The following is an 18,426-nucleotide window of genomic DNA, read 5'->3' on the forward strand; positions in this document are numbered from 1 at the left end:
CTTTTTTTAGTTATTAATCTTCGCAAGGATGGCATTCCAGGCTTCGTCTTTTCCCTTTTTTGTTTCAGAAGAGAATAGGACTAGTTCATCTGATGGGGCAATGTCGAGTGTCTGTTTGACAACTTTCGCATGTTTTTCCCATTTGCCTTTTGGAATTTTGTCCGCCTTTGTTGCGATGACGATCACAGGAACGCCGTAATATTTCAGGAATTCATACATGTTCACATCATCTACTGATGGCTTATGACGCAGGTCCACAATTTGGACAACTGCTTTTAATTCTTCACGCATTGTAATATACGTTTCGATCATTCTACCCCAGGCTTCACGCTCTGTCTTTGATACTTTAGCAAAGCCGTAACCTGGAACGTCCACAAAATGGAGCATATCATTAATAATGTAGAAATTAAGCGTTTGAGTCTTACCTGGTTTAGAAGACGTACGTGCTAAATTTTTACGATTAATCAATGAGTTGATGAACGAGGACTTCCCAACATTTGATCGTCCAGCAAGAGCGATTTCAGGCAGTCCCCCGCTCGGGTACTGCTCTGGTTTTACCGCACTAATGACGATATCTGATTTTGTTACTTTCATCTTCCCTCTCCTACCAACGCTTTCTCAAGCACCTCATCTAAATGCGAGACCGGAATAAAGGTTAGTCCTTCTCTCACACTTTCAGGAATATCATCAATATCCTTCTCATTGTCCTTTGGAAGAATAATGGTTTTCAGTCCTGCACGATGTGCGCCTAATGCTTTTTCTTTTAGTCCGCCAATTGGAAGCACTCTTCCTCTTAACGTGATCTCTCCTGTCATACCAACCTCTTTTGACACAGGTCGTCCTGTGAGGGCTGATACAAGAGCCGTCGCAATGGTGATACCAGCTGATGGCCCGTCCTTTGGAACCGCACCCTCTGGAACATGGATATGAATATCATGCTTTTCATTAAAATTAGGATCAATGTTCAGTTCATCTGCTTTCGAACGAATATAACTGAATGCCGCCTGTGCAGATTCTCTCATGACATCACCAAGCTTACCTGTTAACAACAGCTTGCCTTTACCCGGAGAAAGTGATACCTCAATTGACAAGGTGTCTCCGCCAACAGTGGTATACGCAAGTCCTGTGACAACTCCCACTTGGTCTGTCGTTTCAGCCTGACCATAACGGTAAAGTCTTTTTCCGAGAAATTCAGATAAGTTCTTTTCTGTCACCGTGATGCGTTTGCGGTCTTCAGCCACAATCGCTCTTGCCGCTTTACGGCATATCGCCGCAAGCTGACGCTCTAATCCACGAACACCCGCTTCTCTTGTGTAATAGCGAATCGTATCATAAATCGCTGCTTCACGGAGCTGCAAGTTCCCTTTCTTTAATCCGTGCTCCTTTAGCTGCTTCGGCAGAAGGTGATCTTTCACAATTTCTGCTTTTTCAACCTCTGTATACCCTGCAATCGTGATAATCTCCATTCTATCACGAAGTGGACCTGGAATGGTTGCTAAATTGTTGGCAGTGGCAATAAATAGCACCTGAGACAAATCAAATGTTTCTTCAATATAGTGATCGCTGAAGTTATGATTTTGCTCTGGATCTAAGACTTCGAGCATCGCAGAAGATGGATCGCCTCTAAAATCAGAGGACATTTTATCAATTTCATCTAAAAGGAAGACCGGATTCATCGTTCCTGCCTTGCTCATTCCGCGAATGATACGGCCTGGCATCGCACCTACATACGTTCTTCTATGTCCACGAATCTCAGACTCATCACGCACACCGCCAAGGGAGATACGGATAAACTTTCGGTCAAGTGATTTGGCAATCGATTTGGCAAGTGACGTTTTCCCTACGCCAGGAGGTCCTGCTAAGCAAAGAATCGGTCCTTTTAATGAATTGGTCAGCTTCTGTACAGCAAGATATTCAAGCACCCGTTCTTTGACCTTTTCCAGCCCGTGATGCTCATCATCTAAAATTTCACTTGCAAGCTTTAAATCGAGACGATCTTCTGTATAGATGCCCCACGGGAGGCCGATCAGCCAATCAATATAATTTCGAATCACAGAGCTCTCAGCAGAGCTTGAAGGAATTTTTTCATAACGATTCAATTCTTTTAGCGCCGTTTCACGAACAGAATCCGGCATGCTCGACTCTTCGATTTTAGACATTAAAGAACTGACTTCGCCCGTTTTCCCTTCTTTGTCTCCAAGCTCTTTTTGAATGGCTTTCATTTGTTCACGTAAATAATATTCTTTTTGCGTTCGTTCCATTGAACGTTTCACGCGCTGCCCGATTTTCTTTTCAATCTCGAGCACTTCTTTTTCATTGTGAATTAAGCTGATGACCCGATTCAGCCGTTTTTTGACATCTACTGTTTCCAGTACTTCTTGTTTGTCCTTTAATTTAAGCGGCAGGTGAGAAGCAACGATATCTGCCATTCTCCCCGGTTCTTCAATGTCCGTCACTGTTGCATATGTTTCAGCTGAGATTTTTTTTGAAATTTTTATGTATTGATCAAAGTGATCTAACAATGTACGCATGAGGGCTTCTGCTTCTGCGTCCTTTAATTCTTCTTCTGTCAATTCTTTAATGTCGACGGACGTATAGTCCTCCAGCTCGACATATGATTCGATCTGCGCTCGATTTAGGCCTTCAACGAGTACACGAATCGTTCCATTTGGCAGCTTCAGCATTTGTTTAATTTTTGTGTAGGTGCCGACTTTGAAAATTTCCTCTTCACCTGGTTCATCTATTGAAATTTCCCGCTGTGTAGCTAGAAAAATCATATGATCGTTCATCATCGCCTGTTCTAATGCTTGAACAGACTTTTCGCGTCCAACGTCCAAATGCAAGACCATTGTTGGATAAACAAGCAAACCTCGCAATGGAAGGAGCGGAACATTCTTTTTGATTTCATCTGCCATGTTGATTGACACCTCCGTCACTAGTATGAATCATTATAATATACCTGTTTCAGTCTTGTACAATGTAAAAGACTTGAGAAATGTTGATCTTACCGTAGTATACCCTTTCTTTTTATCTTGAAAAAGAAAAAAAGATCTATTTCACTAAAAAATCCCCATATGTGATGGGGATTAAACAGATTTTCTTTTCATTTCTTCTTCTAGTCCATCTTTCTTCTCGTCTGGCGGGTTAACCAAACACTGATCCAGCACTTCTTGGAAGTGCTTCACAGGCACAATGGTGACCCCTTCAATCTCTTTTAAGATCGACTGCTGGTTGTCATAAGGAATAATGACGGTTGTGGCACCAGCCTGCTTCGCTGCCTTTATCTTCGGTATCACACCACCGATCGGCTTCACCTGACCTTGCAATCCGATTTCACCCGTCATGGCTGTCAGATGATCAATCGGGATTTGATGTATGGCTGAGAAGATTGCGGTCGCCATGGCAATCCCAGCAGACGGCCCATCAATAGGGGCACCGCCTGGAAAATTAATATGGATGTCATATTCATTTGTCCGAATGCCTAAATTTCGAAGTACCGTTAATACATTTTCAACTGACCCTTTGGCCATACTTTTTCGTCTAATGGATTTCGATTGATTGCCAATGCTTTCTTCTTCTGCAATCCCTGTAATATTGATACTGCCTTTTTCAAGCGCCTTACAGATGTTCACTTCAATCTCAAGCAGGGCACCGCTGTTTGGTCCATAAACAGCCAGTCCATTGACTACCCCCACTTTTGGCTTTTCCGGTACTTTTTGTTCATATCTTGGTGTCAGCTGGCTCGAATGAATAACCCATTCTACATCTTCGATCGTGATGTCTTTTCGATTTTCCGTGACCGCCATGCCAGCGGCAATCTGCACCATGTTGACGGCTTCACGTCCATTTTTCACATAGGAGGTTAACAGGTTCAGCCCTTCATCACTTAATTCCTTTTGAATTTTTTGCACAGCCTTGGCAGCGACGATTTTCAGTTCATGCTGGTCAAGGTCTTTAAAGAAAATTTCGAGACATCTTGACCGGATCGCTGGTGGAATTTCGTCAGGTGTTCTTGTCGTGGCACCTATCAATCGAAAATCGGCCGGAAGTCCATTTTGGAAAATATCATGAATGTGATTCGGGATTTGGGTATTTTCTTCACTGTAGTAGGCACTGTCTAAAAAGACTTTCCGATCTTCCAGCACTTTGAGCATTTTGTTCATTTGGATCGGATGCAGTTCGCCAATTTCATCGATAAACAGAACCCCGCCATGAGCATGTGTGACGGCTCCTTGTTTTGGCTGCGGAATGCCTGCTTGCCCCATTGCTCCAGCCCCTTGGTAAATTGGGTCATGCACGGAACCAATAAGCGGATCTGCAATGCCTCGTTCATCGAATCTCGCGGTTGTGGCATCGAGCTCTACAAAGACCGCATCTTTTTTAAAAGGAGAATCAGCGTGACGCTTCGCTTCTTCCATCACAAGACGGGCAGCGGCTGTTTTACCGACTCCCGGTGGTCCGTAGACGATGACATGCTGTGGGTTCGGCCCGCATAGTGCCGCTTTTAGTGCACGAATGCCGTCTTCCTGCCCTACAATATCCTGAAACCCCTTTGGCCGGACTCTCTCTGATAAAGGTTCACTCAGCTTGATTGACCGCATCTTTCTGAGTGCCTCCATTTCTTTCTTTGACTCTTTGTCTATCGTCACCTTTTGTGTGCGCTGATTTCGCAGTAAGTTCCAAAAGTACAGCCCGATGACGATACCAAAGAACAGTTGTATGAATAAAACGATTCCTGTCCAGCTCAATCGGTGCTCCCTCCTTCATCTATCGTATGTATTGGTTTCTGTCTGCTAGTATTTCCTAGAGCTGGACGGAATAAACACAACTTCCACGATAAATAAAAAACTCCTGAATCAAAAGGATTCAGGAGTGAGACTACTCTTATGCAGATGTTTTCGTATCTTTATTAACGACTGTGCCGTCCTTTAACACAAGACGCGGCGACACGCCATCAGCAACTGTTGCACCAGTGATGACACATTTTTCAATATCATCACGTGATGGAAGGTCAAACATCACATCAAGCATGATGCCTTCAATGATTGAACGTAGACCACGAGCTCCTGTTTTACGCTCAATTGCTTTTTTCGCAATTTCGCTAAGAGCATCTTCTTCAAATTCTAGCTCTACATCATCAAGCTCAAGCATTTTTGTATACTGCTTAACGAGTGCATTTTTAGGCTTCGTCAAGATCTCTACAAGTGCTTTTTCATCTAACGGCTCTAGGCTTGCAATAACCGGCAAGCGGCCGATGAATTCTGGGATTAAACCGAAGCGAAGCAAGTCTTCTGGGAGTACTTTTGATAAAAGAACTTCTTTTTCAAGATCTTCGATTTTATTTTCCGCACCGAATCCAATGACTTTTTGACCTAAGCGGCGTTTGATGATTTGCTCAATGCCGTCAAAGGCTCCACCACAAATAAAGAGGATATTTGTTGTATCGATTTGAATGAATTCTTGATGAGGATGCTTACGTCCACCTTGAGGCGGTACACTAGCGACAGTTCCTTCAAGAATTTTCAATAGTGCTTGCTGAACACCTTCCCCAGATACATCACGAGTGATAGAAGGGTTTTCTGATTTTCTTGCTACTTTATCGATTTCATCGATGTAGATAATACCTTTTTCTGCTTTTTCTACATCATAATCGGCTGCTTGGATCAGCTTTAGTAAAATATTCTCTACGTCTTCACCAACATAACCTGCTTCAGTTAAAGATGTTGCATCTGCAATCGCAAATGGCACATTTAAAATACGAGCAAGCGTTTGAGCAAGTAATGTTTTACCGCTTCCTGTTGGCCCAATCATAGAGATATTACTTTTCGAAAGCTCAACATCATCAATCTTGCTGTTGGAATTGATCCGTTTGTAGTGATTATAAACCGCTACAGCTAAGGATTTCTTCGCATTTTCTTGGCCGATGACATATTCATCAAGAATCTCCCGAATTTCATGAGGCTTCGGAACATCCTTGAATTCAACTTCTTCCTCAGTGCCGAGCTCTTCTTCAACTATTTCCGTGCAAAGCTCGATACATTCATCACATATATATACGCCAGGTCCTGCGACCAGTTTACGCACTTGATCTTGCGTTTTTCCGCAAAACGAGCATTTTAATTGACCTTTTTCCTCGTTGAATTTAAACATTCTTTCACCCCTTATTCTTCTTCACTTGCCTGTAGCTAACAGTCAGCTACCTTTCTGGGTCCAGTATGTATGCATTTTACCATACTTTCCTAAAAGACGGTAATGATGTGTTTCTAACACTGCACATCGAGATATGTATAACAGAAAGATGCGACTTACACTATCGTTTCCAAAAGAAGCGATGATAAGTCAAAAATTGTACAAAACAAGGCACGAGTCACTCGCGCCCTGTTTTATTATTATGCACCATATTAACGGTTTTCTACAAGAAAATCAATTGCTTTACGAACTTTTAGATCTTCTTTCATTGCGTCAGTAGATCCGATCGCTTGTTTAATATTTTCAATTGGCATGTTGTATGCTTCAGCCATTTTTGAAAGCTCTTCTTCTACTTCTTCATCAGACACTTGTACGTTTTCTGCAGCAGCAATTGCTTCAAGTGTTAGGTTAGATTTTACGCGTTTAGCAGCATCTTCTTTCATTTGCTCTTTCAGCGCATTTTCATCTTGTCCTGAGAATTGGAAGTAAAGCTCAAGGTTCATTCCTTGCATTTGAAGGCGTTGTTCGAATTCTTTCATCATACGGTCTAGCTCTGTGTCAACCATCGCTTGTGGGATGTCAACTTCCGCATTTTCAGAAGCTTTCTCAACTAGCTCTTCACGAAGTTTACCTTCTGCTTCGTTTTCTTTCGCTTCTTCAAGACGTTTCTTTGTTTTTTCAGTTAGTTCAGCAAGAGTTTCTACTTCTTCATCAACATCTTTCGCGAACTCATCGTCAAGTGCTGGAAGTTCTTTTGCTTTGATTTCGTGAATTTTCACTTTGAATACAGCTGGTTTACCTGCAAGGTCTTCAGCATGGTATTCTTCTGGGAAAGTGACTTCTACGTCTTTTTCAGCTCCAGTTTCAAGACCAACTAACTGCTCTTCAAAACCAGGGATGAATGAATTAGAACCTACTTCAAGAGAGTAGTTCTCAGCTTTTCCGCCTTCGAATGCTTCTCCATCAACGAATCCTTCGAAATCAAGAACAACTGTATCGCCGTTTTCGATTGCGCCTTCTTCTTTGACAACAAGCTCAGCTTGACGGTTTTGCATGCCTTTTAACTCTTCTTGTACATCTTCATCAGTGACAGTAGCGTCGTCTTTTTCTACGTTAAGACCTTTGTAGTCACCAAGTTTCACTTCAGGCTTCACTGTTACTTTTGCAGTGAAGATTAAGCTTTCGCCTTTTTCGATTTTCTCAACATCGATTTCAGGGCGGTCAACTGGCTCGATACCAGCTTCGTCGATTGCTTTTGGATACTCAACTGGAAGAAGAATATCTAATGCATCTTGATAAAGAGATTCTACACCAAAACGCTGTTCGAAAAGACCACGTGGTACTTTCCCTTTACGGAATCCAGGGATCGATACTTGCTTAACAACTTTCTTAAACGCATCATCAAGTGCTTTGTTAAATGTTTCAGCATCAACTTCTACCGTTAAGATGCCTTCGTTACCTTCTTGTTTTTCCCATTTTACTGACATGTGTGTTTCCCTCCAAAAATCTATTCAGATTGTGCGTTGTTACATTCTAAAGCATCATAAAGACTTCGTCCAATTAAAAACCACGCACGCCGCTAAAGAAGCGGTATTATGTATACAACATTTGACTTGATTATACATATCGTCTTTCAACCATTGGAATCGACAACTGCACGATATATGCACAAATACAACCATTATATTATAACATAACAAGTCCGTCTTTCAACTAAATCGACAAATTACAAATAAGAAATTTCTTCAATATCTTTCAGCATTGTGCAAGCTTCTCTCAGCTCTCGTTCATCAAATTCATACAATAGATGCAATTCTTCGAGGTCAATCTCGATCCCATGCATTTCATAGCCGACTTTATGAAGTGCTGCTGCCCAAAGATTCGGATCTGTGTATTTAGGAAGAAATGGATATAGTACAAATAAGTGCCGGCGCCATAACTCTTCCACGCCTTGGTAAAGGGTTGGGTTCTCGTTGCCGAGTGTGTCATCGAGCTTTCGAAGGACTTGCTGAAGCAGCGGCATTTGCTCTGGTTTAACAGCCTCAGAAGGAACAAGCGTTAAAGAATCACCGAACTTCGTCACATGAACCGGCTTTGCCACATCATGATCTGACAGAAGCTGCAGAATCAATGATTTGACCAAAGGGTTTCCATCAGGCTTTTGTAGGATCGTATTTAATAGACCCATGTGCGGCGTGATGTTTCGGTCTTTCAGCGAATGGATGAACTGCACCTGCTCCTCTGGACGCTCGAGCAGATCATCTATATTGATTTCACTGCCGTCCTCTTCATCTTCATCTAAAATCTGTTCAGGCGATTCGATCATTTTTCTACTAAATTCGAGCAGCTTGTAAAAATGCTCCGCGCTTTCTGCTGGAAGGTGGTTTTCCTCAAGTACTGCTTCAATTGTCTGCTTCACTTCTTCATATTCTTTCAGCTGAATTAAGATTGTCATATACACTTGAAGCACGGTGAAGTAATGACCATATCCTTCATGCAGCATCTTTTCACACACACGCTTTGCATCCTGCAGCTCGCCCAGCTCCAGAAAACAAATCGCCATACCGAGATGAATATCGGATTCTTCATCGTCATCATAAGATTTTGCTTCTGAAAACAAGTGAAGTGCCTCTTGATACTGTTTATCTTTTAATGCTGCCATTCCTTTTTCAATCAGTCTTTCTTTCAGACCAGGAAACAAAATGACATTATCTTTCTTCTTGTCATGTTTCATGCTTACGTTCCTTTCGGGCGCATATTTTTTATCAGTTTACCAACGAAGGTTAGTAAACACAAGTAACGAGAGGTTTTCATGCAAAAAAGAAGCCGTCACACCTCGGGCGGACGGCTTCTTGTTGTTTACGCACGCAGCCAGCTGCTGCGCTTATCTTCAAATGCTTGAATGTCATCTTCTAGTAGTAAAGTTAATGAGATCTCATCATAGCCATTCAGGAGCATTTCTCTCCAGTGAGAATCCACATCAAAAGGAGTGATATTCCCTTCGTGATCTTCTATTTGCTGTTTTTCAAGATCAACCGTCATCTCATACCCTTTGTTCTCATATGACGCAGCGAATGTTTTCCACACATCATAATCAAGACGAATCGGAAGCATCCCATTTTTAAAACAGTTTTGGTGAAAAATATCTGCGAATGATGGTGCGATGACAATTTTGAAACCATAATCATCAAGTGCCCAAGGAGCATGTTCCCTTGATGATCCGCAGCCAAAGTTTTCTCCTGCGATCAAAATGGATGAACCTTCATAAATCGGCTGATTCAGTTCGAAATCAGGATTTGGGCTGCCATCGGCTAAATACCGCCAGTCGAAAAAGGCAAACCGGCCATATCCTGTTCGTTCAATTCTTTTCAAAAATTGCTTCGGAATAATTTGATCTGTATCTACGTTGATACGGTTAAGCACAGCGGCTTTTCCTTTGTGTGTGACTAAAGGCTCCATCTATGACAACTCCTTACACGACTGTTTTCTCTTGATTAAACTTCCTGACATCGACAAATCGGCCATGTATTGCAGCCATTGCGGCCATTGCCGGGCTGACAAGATGCGTTCTCGCACCTTTTCCTTGACGACCCTCAAAGTTACGGTTTGATGTGGATGCGCAGCGTTCGCCTTCTGGTACCACATCGTTATTCATGCTTAGACACATACTGCAGCCAGATTCTCTCCATTCAAATCCTGCTTCAAGGAAGATTTCATGAAGACCTTCTTCTTCTGCTTGCAATTTGACGCTTTGAGAGCCAGGCACGACAATCGCTCTGACATGATCAGCTACCTTTTGTCCTTCTATCATAGAAGCTGCTTGGCGTAAATCAGTCATTCTTGAGTTCGTACATGAGCCAATAAACACATGCTCAATCGTAATATCTTCAATACGCTGATGCGGATGAACCCCCATGTATTCGTACGCACGAATCGCTTCTTTTTGGTCATCCTCTTGCGCAAAATCTTCAGGTCCTGGGATGGATGCATCTACAGGCAGTACCATTCCTGGGTTAATTCCCCATGTGACCATTGGTGAAATCTCATTCCCATCTAAAACAATCGTTTTATCATAGGTTGCACCCGGGTCTGTTTTAAGTTCTTCCCATTCTTTAATCGCTGCTTCGAAGTCTTCTCCCTGCGGTGCATATTTGCGGCCACGGCAATATTCAAAGGTGACTTCATCAGGTGCAATCAACCCTGCTCTTGCGCCTGCTTCAATCGACATATTACAAACGGTCATACGTTCATCCATCGTCATGTTTCTGAATACTTCCCCAGTGTATTCAATGACATAACCTGAGCCGAACTTCACGCCATGCGCACCAATGACTGCTAAAATGACATCTTTGGCCGTTACCCCTTTTTGCAGCTTTCCGTCTACTCTAATTTCTAATGTTTTCGGACGCTGCTGCCAAAGTGTTTGTGTGGATAGTACATGTTCAACCTCACTTGTACCGATGCCAAAAGCAAGTGCGCCAAATGCGCCATGAGTGGATGTATGACTATCTCCGCAAACGATTGTTTTTCCCGGAAGTGTCAAACCAAGCTCTGGTCCAACGACATGGACGATTCCTTGGTCTACACTGTGAAGGTCAGCTAGACGGACACCAAATTCAGCACAGTTGCGCTCTAGAGCACTCACTTGTTTTTTAGCAACCTCATCTTTGATCACAAATCGATTCACAGTCGGGATGTTGTGATCCATCGTCGCAAACGTATTTTGAGGTCTTCTCACCTTGCGCCCTTTTTGTCTTAATCCTTCAAACGCTTGAGGCGATGTCACTTCATGCACCAAGTGCAGATCAATATATAAAAGGTCTGGTTTCCCCTCGCCGCTTTTGACAACGTGCTGATCCCATATTTTTTCGATGATTGTTCGAGGCATAACCCTTTTCCTCCCTCTACCTAATTCCACAAGATTCTATTTATACAATTGTTTTCGCGCGCTGCTTGAGTGCGTCTACAACTGCATGAGTGATGTCTTCAGTTGTTTGATACGTTCCCTCTTTTGCAGATAAATCCTTTGTTCTTTTGCCAGAGGCAAGAACAGCCTCCACAGCTTCTTCTATGGCAGCCGCTTCATCTTCTAATGCAAAGGATGTTCTAAGCAAGCTTGCTGCCGACAAAATAGTTGCCAGAGGGTTTGCGACGTTTTGCCCCGCAATATCGGGTGCTGATCCATGAATCGGCTCATATAAATGAAGGCCGGTGCTTGATAGACTAGCAGATGGCAGCATACCGAGTGATCCAGTAATCATTGAAGCCTCGTCACTTAAGATGTCACCAAACATATTCTCTGTCACAATGACATCAAATTGTGCAGGCTTATAAATCAGCTGCATGGCGGCATTATCAACGAGCATGTGCTCAAATTCAACGTCTGGATATTGAGAAGCCACTTCTTCTACCGCATCCCGCCATAGTTTACTAGAAGCCAGAACATTCGCTTTATCCACAGACGTTACTTTTTTCCGTCTCGTTAACGCCATGTCGAATGCTTCTTTTAGTACACGGACAATCTCTTCCTTTGTATAAAGAAGCGTATCAACCGCAGCTTCTTTTCCTTCTTCATCTGTATAGCGCTCGCTTGGTTCACCAAAATAGAGACCACCTGTTAATTCACGAACGATGACAAAATCGACTCCGTTAATGTGATCCTGTTTTAACGGTGACGCCTCGCTTAAGCTATCGAACACTTTGACAGGACGAATATTAGCAAATAAGTCCAATTGTTTACGAATGGCGAGCAAGCCTTTTTCCGGACGAAGCTCTGGTGGGTTTTGATCCCATTTTGGTCCGCCGACTGCTCCTAATAAAATCGCATCCGCGCTCTTGCAGACATCAACCGTTTCTTTTGGGAGCGGATTGTTTTTTTCATCTATTGCGATACCACCAATGAGCGCCGTTTCGAATTCGAATTCGTGCCTAAATTGAGCCGCTGTCTCTTTGAGGACAGCGACCGCTGATGTCACAACTTCCGGTCCGATTCCATCGCCGGGCAAAAGTGCAATTTTCTTTTTCATGAGGACCTACCTCCTTTCCTATGAGATCGCGTGATGTTTCTCAATTTCAATGAGATTTGATTTAAAGATTAAATGCCTGTTTACTGCATTGACGTAGGCTTTCGCCGATGCTTCCAGCACATCTTGCGCTACACCGCGTCCAGCTGTTTCTTTTCCTTCTATTGAAACATTCACATATACTTCCGCTAGTGCATCTCTGCCTTTTCCATTTGATTGAATACGGTAGTCTAGCAAATGAATTCTTTCCTCCATACAGCGCTCCAGTGTGTTGTACACAGCTTCTACACTGCCTGCACCTGTAGCTGCTTCTTGAATAACTTCTTGCGTTTCTTGATTTTTCAGAGAGACCGTTGCTGTCGGCATCTGTTCTGTTCCATAATGCACTTGAAGACTTTCAAATTCGTAGCCAATTTTTCGGTCTGCTACTTTTTCTTCCAATATAATAGAAATCAAATCATCATCTGTGATTTCTTTTTTCTTCTCCGTCAAATTCTTGAAGGTTTCGAAGAACTTATTGATTTCTTCTTCTGTTAGTTTAAAACCTAACGTTTTCATGCGGTCTTTAAACGCGTGTCTTCCGGAGTGTTTCCCAAGGACAAGTACGTCTGTTGTCACACCGACAAGCTCTGGAGAAATGATTTCATAGGTTGTTTTTTCTTTGAGGAAACCGTCTTGGTGAATACCTGATTCATGTGCAAAAGCGTTGTTACCAACGACAGCTTTATTGCGCGGTACAATCATGCCTGAGTATTTGCTCACTACATCACTTGTACGCTTAATTTCATTCAATTGAATCGTTGATTCGACCTGGTAGAAGTCTTTTCGAATATGAAGAGCGACTGCAATTTCTTCTAGAGCAGCATTTCCTGCACGTTCTCCAATTCCGTTAACAGCCGTTTCAATTTGATTTGCTCCATTTTCAATGGCTGCAAGTGAGTTTGCTACAGCCATCCCTAGATCATCATGACAGTGAGCAGACAAGTTGACACGGTCGATATTTGGAACATGTTCCTTCATATATTTAAAGATATTGCCATACTCTTTTGGCGCTAAGTATCCAACTGTATCTGGCAAGTTAATGACACTCGCTCCAGCGTCAATGACCTTCTCTACAATTTCTGCTAAGAAAGCAAGATCTGTACGACATGCATCTTCTGCTGACCACTGGACAACTGGAAAACGTTCCTTCGCGTATTTCACCATGGAGACAGCCTGTTCTACGACCTCTTCACGTGTTTTCTTTAGTTTATGCTCCAAGTGAATATCAGAAGTAGCGATAAAGATATGAATTCTTGGTTCCACTCCATCTTTTAACGCTTCCCATGCAGCATCAATATCACCTTTTACACATCTCGCAAGACCAGCAACTGAACAGTTTTTGATCGTTCTAGCAATTTCTTGTACGCCTAAGAAATCCCCTCGGGATGAAGCGGGAAAACCCGCTTCAATGATATTAACCCCAAGGCGCTCAAGCTGCTTTGCAATGATTAGCTTTTCTTGTGCATTTAAGTTCACTCCTGGTGATTGCTCTCCATCTCGAAGTGTTGTGTCAAAAAAATTAATTTTCCGCACCGACGCTCACCGCTTCCTTTTTCTTTCCTTGTTTGACGAAAGGCATCATTTCACGAAGCTTTCTTCCAACGATTTCAATTTGGTGCTCATTTTCATTAGCATTGATCGCATTGAAACGTGGACGATTCACTTGGTTTTCAACAATCCATTCTTTTGCAAATGTTCCGTTTTGGATATCAGTCAAGACGGCTTTCATCGATTCTTTTACGTTTGCATCCACAACGCGTGGTCCTGATACGAAGTCACCCCATTGTGCTGTATCAGAGATTGAATATCTCATGCCTTCTAATCCTTCTTCGTACATAAGGTCAACGATCAGTTTCAGTTCATGTAGACACTCGAAGTATGCAAGCTCTGGCTGATAACCTGCTTCTGTTAATGTTTCAAATCCTGCTTTCACTAGTGAAGTAAGACCCCCGCAAAGGACTGCTTGCTCACCGAATAGATCCGTTTCCGTTTCTTCTTTAAATGTTGTTTCAAGAACGCCCGCTCTTGCTCCACCAATTGCTTTTGCATAAGCAAGTGCTTTATCTTTCGCTTGACCAGATACATCTTGATAGATGGCAAATAGTGCAGGTACACCAGCGCCTTGCTCATATGTTCTTCTCACAAGATGTCCTGGACCTTTTGGAGCCACAAGATACACATCTACGTCACTTGGAGGAACGATTTGATGGAAATGAACGTTGAATCCGTGTGCGAATACAAGTGAGTTGCCTGCTTCTAATTGATCTTTGATTTCTTCGTCATATACTTTCTTTTGCTGCTCATCTGGAAGTAGTACCATGACGATGTCTGCTTGTGCTGCCGCTTCTTTTACTGTGAATACTTGATGGCCGTCTTCTTGTGCTTTTGTATAAGATCCGCCTTTTCTCACGCCGACGATGACATCTACGCCGCTTTCTTTTAAGTTCAATGCATGTGCATGACCTTGTGATCCATATCCAATGATGGCAACCTTTTGACCATTTAATACGTTTTCTTGAATATCACCGTTATAATATACTTTTACCATTTGACTCTCTCCTTTTGTTTAGACAATTGAAATTGTTTTATTTTGTTGCGGCTTTTGCTGATTATCTCTCGCAAAGGCCGTGGTGCCAGTTCTGGCGACTTCTTTAATGCCGTATGGCTTAAGTAATTCAATGAGTGCTTCAATTTTTGAAGACTCACCTGTCACCTGAATGACGACACTCTCTCTGCTCACATCTACAATAGAAGCTCTAAATGGTTCAATGACCCCTGTGATCTCCATTCTAGATGCTGGTGCAGAAACGACTTTTATCAAAGCCAGCTCTCGCTGGACGATTGATTGGTTTGTAATGTCTGTTACTTTGAGAACATCAATTTGTTTGTTCAGCTGTTTTGTTAGCTGTTCGATGTCTTTCTCTTGGTCTACATGGACGACGAACGTGATGCGTGATACATCTTGAATCTCAGAATGGCCGACCGTAATGCTTTCAATGTTGTAATGTCGTTTAGTAAAAAGGCCAGTGATTCGGTTCAGTACACCTGATCGATTTAATACAGTCAACACAATAATTCTTTTCAAGGTTTCACCCCCACCATCTCATGAAGTCCTTTCCCCGGTGCTACCATCGGGAATACTTTTTCATCTCTCGCTACATTGACATCGATGAAAACAGGCTCTCTAGAGGTTAGCGCTTCTTCAAGCTTTTCTTTCGCCTCTTCGTCTGTTGAGATTCTGATTCCTTTAATGCCATAAGCTTCAGATAATTTAACGAAGTCTGGCTGCTCTGAAAATTTAGAATATGAGTAGCGTTCTTCGTAGAAAATTTCTTGCCATTGTCTTACCATTCCAAGGCTGTGATTATTTAGAACAATCACTTTCACTGGAAGGTTCAGCTCACGGATAACGGCAAGTTCTTGCAAGGTCATTTGGAAACCTCCGTCTCCTAAAATCGCTACAACGGTTGCCTCTTGATCAGCTAGCTGAGCGCCGATGGCTGCTGGTAATCCGAAGCCCATTGTGCCAAGGCCTCCAGATGTTACCCACTTATCTGCATTTTCAAATGGATAGAACTGTGCTGCCCACATTTGATGCTGTCCCACATCAGTTGCGACAATGGCTTCACCTTTTGTAAATTGATGAATGTATTCAATCAGCTTTTGAGGCTTAAAGCCTTCAGCTTCGTTTTCGACGTACCAGAGTGGATATTCTTCCTTCCACTGATCTAATTGGTTTTTCCATTCGTCAGCATCTCCTTGCTTCCCGTCTTGCTTAATCAGCTCTTCAAGGACTAGCTTACTGTCTCCAACAACCGGGATATGGGTATGAATGTTCTTGCCGATTTCCGCTGGGTCGATGTCAATATGAGCGACCTTCGCATGTTTCGCAAAGTGATTGAGATTGCCAGTTACCCTGTCATCGAATCTCGCACCAATTGAAATGAGCAAATCACATTGATGAAGAGCCATGTTCGCTGCATATGTGCCATGCATACCAGCCATCCCTAGGAAAAGAGGATGCTTTGCCGGGAAGCCGCCAAGTCCTAGCAGTGTATGAGCGACTGGAATTTGCTGCTGCTCTACATACTGCCTTAACTCTTCAGATGCTTTGCCATGAAGAACGCCAGCTCCTGCTAGAATGACCGGTTTCTTCGCTCTACTGACAGCTTCTACTAATTTGCGAATTTGCAAATAGTTTGGCTCTACTTTTGGCTGATAACCAGGTAAATCGATTGGCTGATCGTATTCAAACGTTCCTTCAATGCCTGCCACATCTTTTGGAATATCAATCAAGACTGGGCCAGGTCTCCCTGTCGTTGCGATGTGGAATGCTTCTTTAATGACACCCGGTAATTCCTCTGGATTTCTCACCTGATAGCTGTGCTTTGTGATAGGCATTGTGATGCCGAGCACGTCTGCTTCCTGGAAAGCGTCTGAACCAATAACTGAGGTTGCCACCTGTCCTGTGAAGACGACAAGAGGAAGTGAATCAATCATCGCATCTGCAATTCCTGTGACTAGGTTTGTCGCTCCTGGTCCTGATGTAGCAATGACAACACCCGGTTTACCAGATACTCTAGCGTATCCTTCTGCCGCATGAATCGCTCCCTGCTCATGCCTTGGCAGGACATGAAATAAACCAGAATCATAAATTTTATCGTAGATCGGTAAAACCGCTCCGCCTGGATATCCGAAAATGACTTCTACTTTTTCTCTTTTGAGTGCCTCAATTAGCATGAGTGCACCGTTCATCATTTGTGGTGCTTTAGATGTTTCCGTCTCCACTTGTACATTTGTCCCCATTTGATTTCCTCCTCTTTGTCTTGCTTCAGTCAAGTTTTTTCACCCTTTTCTATTCAAGATCGAGATTTTAACCATATAAAAAAGCCTTCTCACCCCACAATGACACTACTTTTCACTAGGTCAAAGGGGCGAAAAAGCTTTGTTTTTCGCGGTACCACCCTTGTTCACGGCAACATTTGCTGCCGTCTCATGGACATCTTTCATCCATTTTGGTAACGAGTGAGCAATGTCACTCGGTCTGCCCTACTATCATTTCAAGCAGACACTCAGAGGTGAGTTCACTTTAGAAAGTAACACCGGTTTCCAGCTACCACCGGCTCTCTGTAGATACTGACTCTAAAACTACTAGTCCTCTTCAACGTTTATCGATATCTATTTAGCTTGCGTGAATGTTTTCATCTGTAAAAACGACTTTTTCTCCTTCTTCAACGACTCGCTTGCGGAATTGTTCAAGAAGTTTGTTTGTGTGAACCCCAGGTTTCCCTTCACCGATTGTACGGCCGTCAACCTTTACAACGGCAATCACTTCGGCTGCGGTTCCAGTTAGAAAAACTTCTTCTGCTGTATACACATCGTGCCTTGTGAATGGTTCTTCTTTCACTTCATAGCCTAAGTCTTCTGCAATCTCCATGATGGCATTTCTTGTGATGCCTTCAAGAGCGCCGATATAACCTGGCGGTGTATAGAGCTTACCTTTTTTATAAATAAACACATTGTCTGCAGAACCTTCTGCCACGTACCCTTGATCGTTCAGCATCAGTGCTTCACTCACACCGGCCATATGGGCTTCGATTCGGACAAGGATGTTATTCAAATAATTTAATGATTTCACTTTTGGACTCAGTACATCTGGACGATTTCGCCTCGTCGGTACCGTCACAATATCAATACCTGTTTCATATAGGTGCTTTGGAAAGATGGCCAGCGGCTCTACAATGATCACTGTGTTGGCTCTCCCGCAGTTGTTTGGATCTAAACCAAGATCACCAGCTCCTCTTGAGACAACAAGACGGATATAGGCATCCTTCAGTCCGTTCCTTTCAACTGTATGAATCATTTTTTCCGTGAGTTCCTCAAGTGAATATGGAATGTTCAGCATAATCGATCTGGCGGAATCATACAGGCGGTCTAAATGTTCTTTCATTCGAAAGATATTTCCGTTATACACGCGTATCCCTTCGAACACACCGTCACCGTATAAGAAGCCATGATCATAAACTGAAATTTTCGCATCCTCTTTTTTCACGAGTTCATCGTTTAAAAAGATCCACTGTTCCTTTTGGTCTTCCATTTTCAGTGAGCACCCTCTCTTTCAAACAAAAAGTAGTTGAATTTTCAGACACTTTATATTAAAGCGCCTCACGCT

General features: G+C 42.8%; 14 protein-coding genes and 1 other annotated feature. All 14 genes read right to left on the reverse strand.

The window, feature by feature from the left end:
• Positions 1-6: 6 nt before the first annotated feature.
• A complete protein-coding gene (gene yihA, locus MHB79_RS12650; RefSeq protein WP_003216344.1) occupies positions 7-594 on the reverse strand; it encodes a ribosome biogenesis GTP-binding protein YihA/YsxC in 588 nt (195 codons plus the stop codon).
• Positions 591-2,915 carry an endopeptidase La gene (gene lon / locus MHB79_RS12655; protein WP_003216539.1) on the reverse strand — a complete coding sequence of 775 codons (2,325 nt, stop codon included), beginning with the start codon at positions 2,913-2,915 and terminating at the stop codon, positions 591-593. The genes yihA and lon overlap by 4 nt, the downstream gene beginning before the upstream one ends.
• Before the next feature lie 171 nt (positions 2,916-3,086).
• Complete coding sequence (lonB, locus tag MHB79_RS12660; RefSeq protein WP_003216675.1) at positions 3,087-4,748, reverse strand: ATP-dependent protease LonB; 1,662 nt, start codon at positions 4,746-4,748, stop codon at positions 3,087-3,089.
• Positions 4,749-4,884: 136 nt separating this feature from the next.
• A complete protein-coding gene (gene clpX / locus MHB79_RS12665) occupies positions 4,885-6,150 on the reverse strand; it encodes an ATP-dependent protease ATP-binding subunit ClpX (protein WP_003216176.1) in 1,266 nt (421 codons plus the stop codon).
• 251 nt (positions 6,151-6,401) lie between these two features.
• Complete coding sequence (gene tig / locus MHB79_RS12670; RefSeq protein WP_226803790.1) at positions 6,402-7,676, reverse strand: trigger factor; 1,275 nt, start codon at positions 7,674-7,676, stop codon at positions 6,402-6,404.
• A gap of 239 nt (positions 7,677-7,915) precedes the next feature.
• The gene (ddcA, locus tag MHB79_RS12675) at positions 7,916-8,923 is read right to left on the reverse strand and encodes a DNA damage checkpoint antagonist DdcA (protein WP_050943638.1); all 1,008 of its coding nucleotides are present in this window, start codon (positions 8,921-8,923) and stop codon (positions 7,916-7,918) included.
• Between the two features lie 125 nt (positions 8,924-9,048).
• Positions 9,049-9,648, reverse strand: coding sequence for a 3-isopropylmalate dehydratase small subunit (gene leuD, locus MHB79_RS12680; RefSeq protein WP_340866406.1), 600 nt, complete (start codon positions 9,646-9,648; stop codon positions 9,049-9,051).
• A gap of 13 nt (positions 9,649-9,661) precedes the next feature.
• Positions 9,662-11,077, reverse strand: a complete 1,416-nt coding sequence (leuC, locus tag MHB79_RS12685) for a 3-isopropylmalate dehydratase large subunit (RefSeq protein WP_050943637.1) — start codon at positions 11,075-11,077, stop codon at positions 9,662-9,664.
• 40 nt (positions 11,078-11,117) lie between these two features.
• Positions 11,118-12,215, reverse strand: coding sequence for a 3-isopropylmalate dehydrogenase (gene leuB / locus MHB79_RS12690; protein WP_003216515.1), 1,098 nt, complete (start codon positions 12,213-12,215; stop codon positions 11,118-11,120).
• An 18-nt stretch (positions 12,216-12,233) separates the two neighbouring features.
• On the reverse strand, positions 12,234-13,787 hold the full coding sequence (locus MHB79_RS12695) for a 2-isopropylmalate synthase (RefSeq protein WP_050943635.1): 1,554 nt from the start codon (positions 13,785-13,787) through the stop codon (positions 12,234-12,236).
• Entirely contained in the window at positions 13,774-14,802 is a 1,029-nt protein-coding gene (ilvC, locus tag MHB79_RS12700; RefSeq protein WP_003216490.1) for a ketol-acid reductoisomerase, read from the reverse strand. The genes MHB79_RS12695 and ilvC overlap by 14 nt, the downstream gene beginning before the upstream one ends.
• Before the next feature lie 18 nt (positions 14,803-14,820).
• Positions 14,821-15,339 carry an acetolactate synthase small subunit gene (ilvN, locus tag MHB79_RS12705; protein WP_003216637.1) on the reverse strand — a complete coding sequence of 173 codons (519 nt, stop codon included), beginning with the start codon at positions 15,337-15,339 and terminating at the stop codon, positions 14,821-14,823.
• Positions 15,336-17,060, reverse strand: coding sequence for an acetolactate synthase large subunit (gene ilvB, locus MHB79_RS12710; RefSeq protein ID WP_340989901.1), 1,725 nt, complete (start codon positions 17,058-17,060; stop codon positions 15,336-15,338). Before ilvB ends, ilvN begins: the two co-directional genes overlap by 4 nt.
• Positions 17,061-17,181: 121 nt before the next feature.
• Positions 17,182-17,428 (reverse strand) — a binding site (T-box leader).
• 8 nt (positions 17,429-17,436) lie between these two features.
• On the reverse strand, positions 17,437-18,351 hold the full coding sequence (gene ilvE / locus MHB79_RS12715) for a branched-chain-amino-acid transaminase (RefSeq protein WP_003216381.1): 915 nt from the start codon (positions 18,349-18,351) through the stop codon (positions 17,437-17,439).
• Positions 18,352-18,426: the final 75 nt, after the last annotated feature.

This window comes from Bacillus sp. FSL M7-0558, from assembly GCF_038003245.1.
In the GTDB taxonomy this organism is placed as follows: Bacteria; Bacillota; Bacilli; order Bacillales; family Bacillaceae; genus Bacillus; species Bacillus pumilus.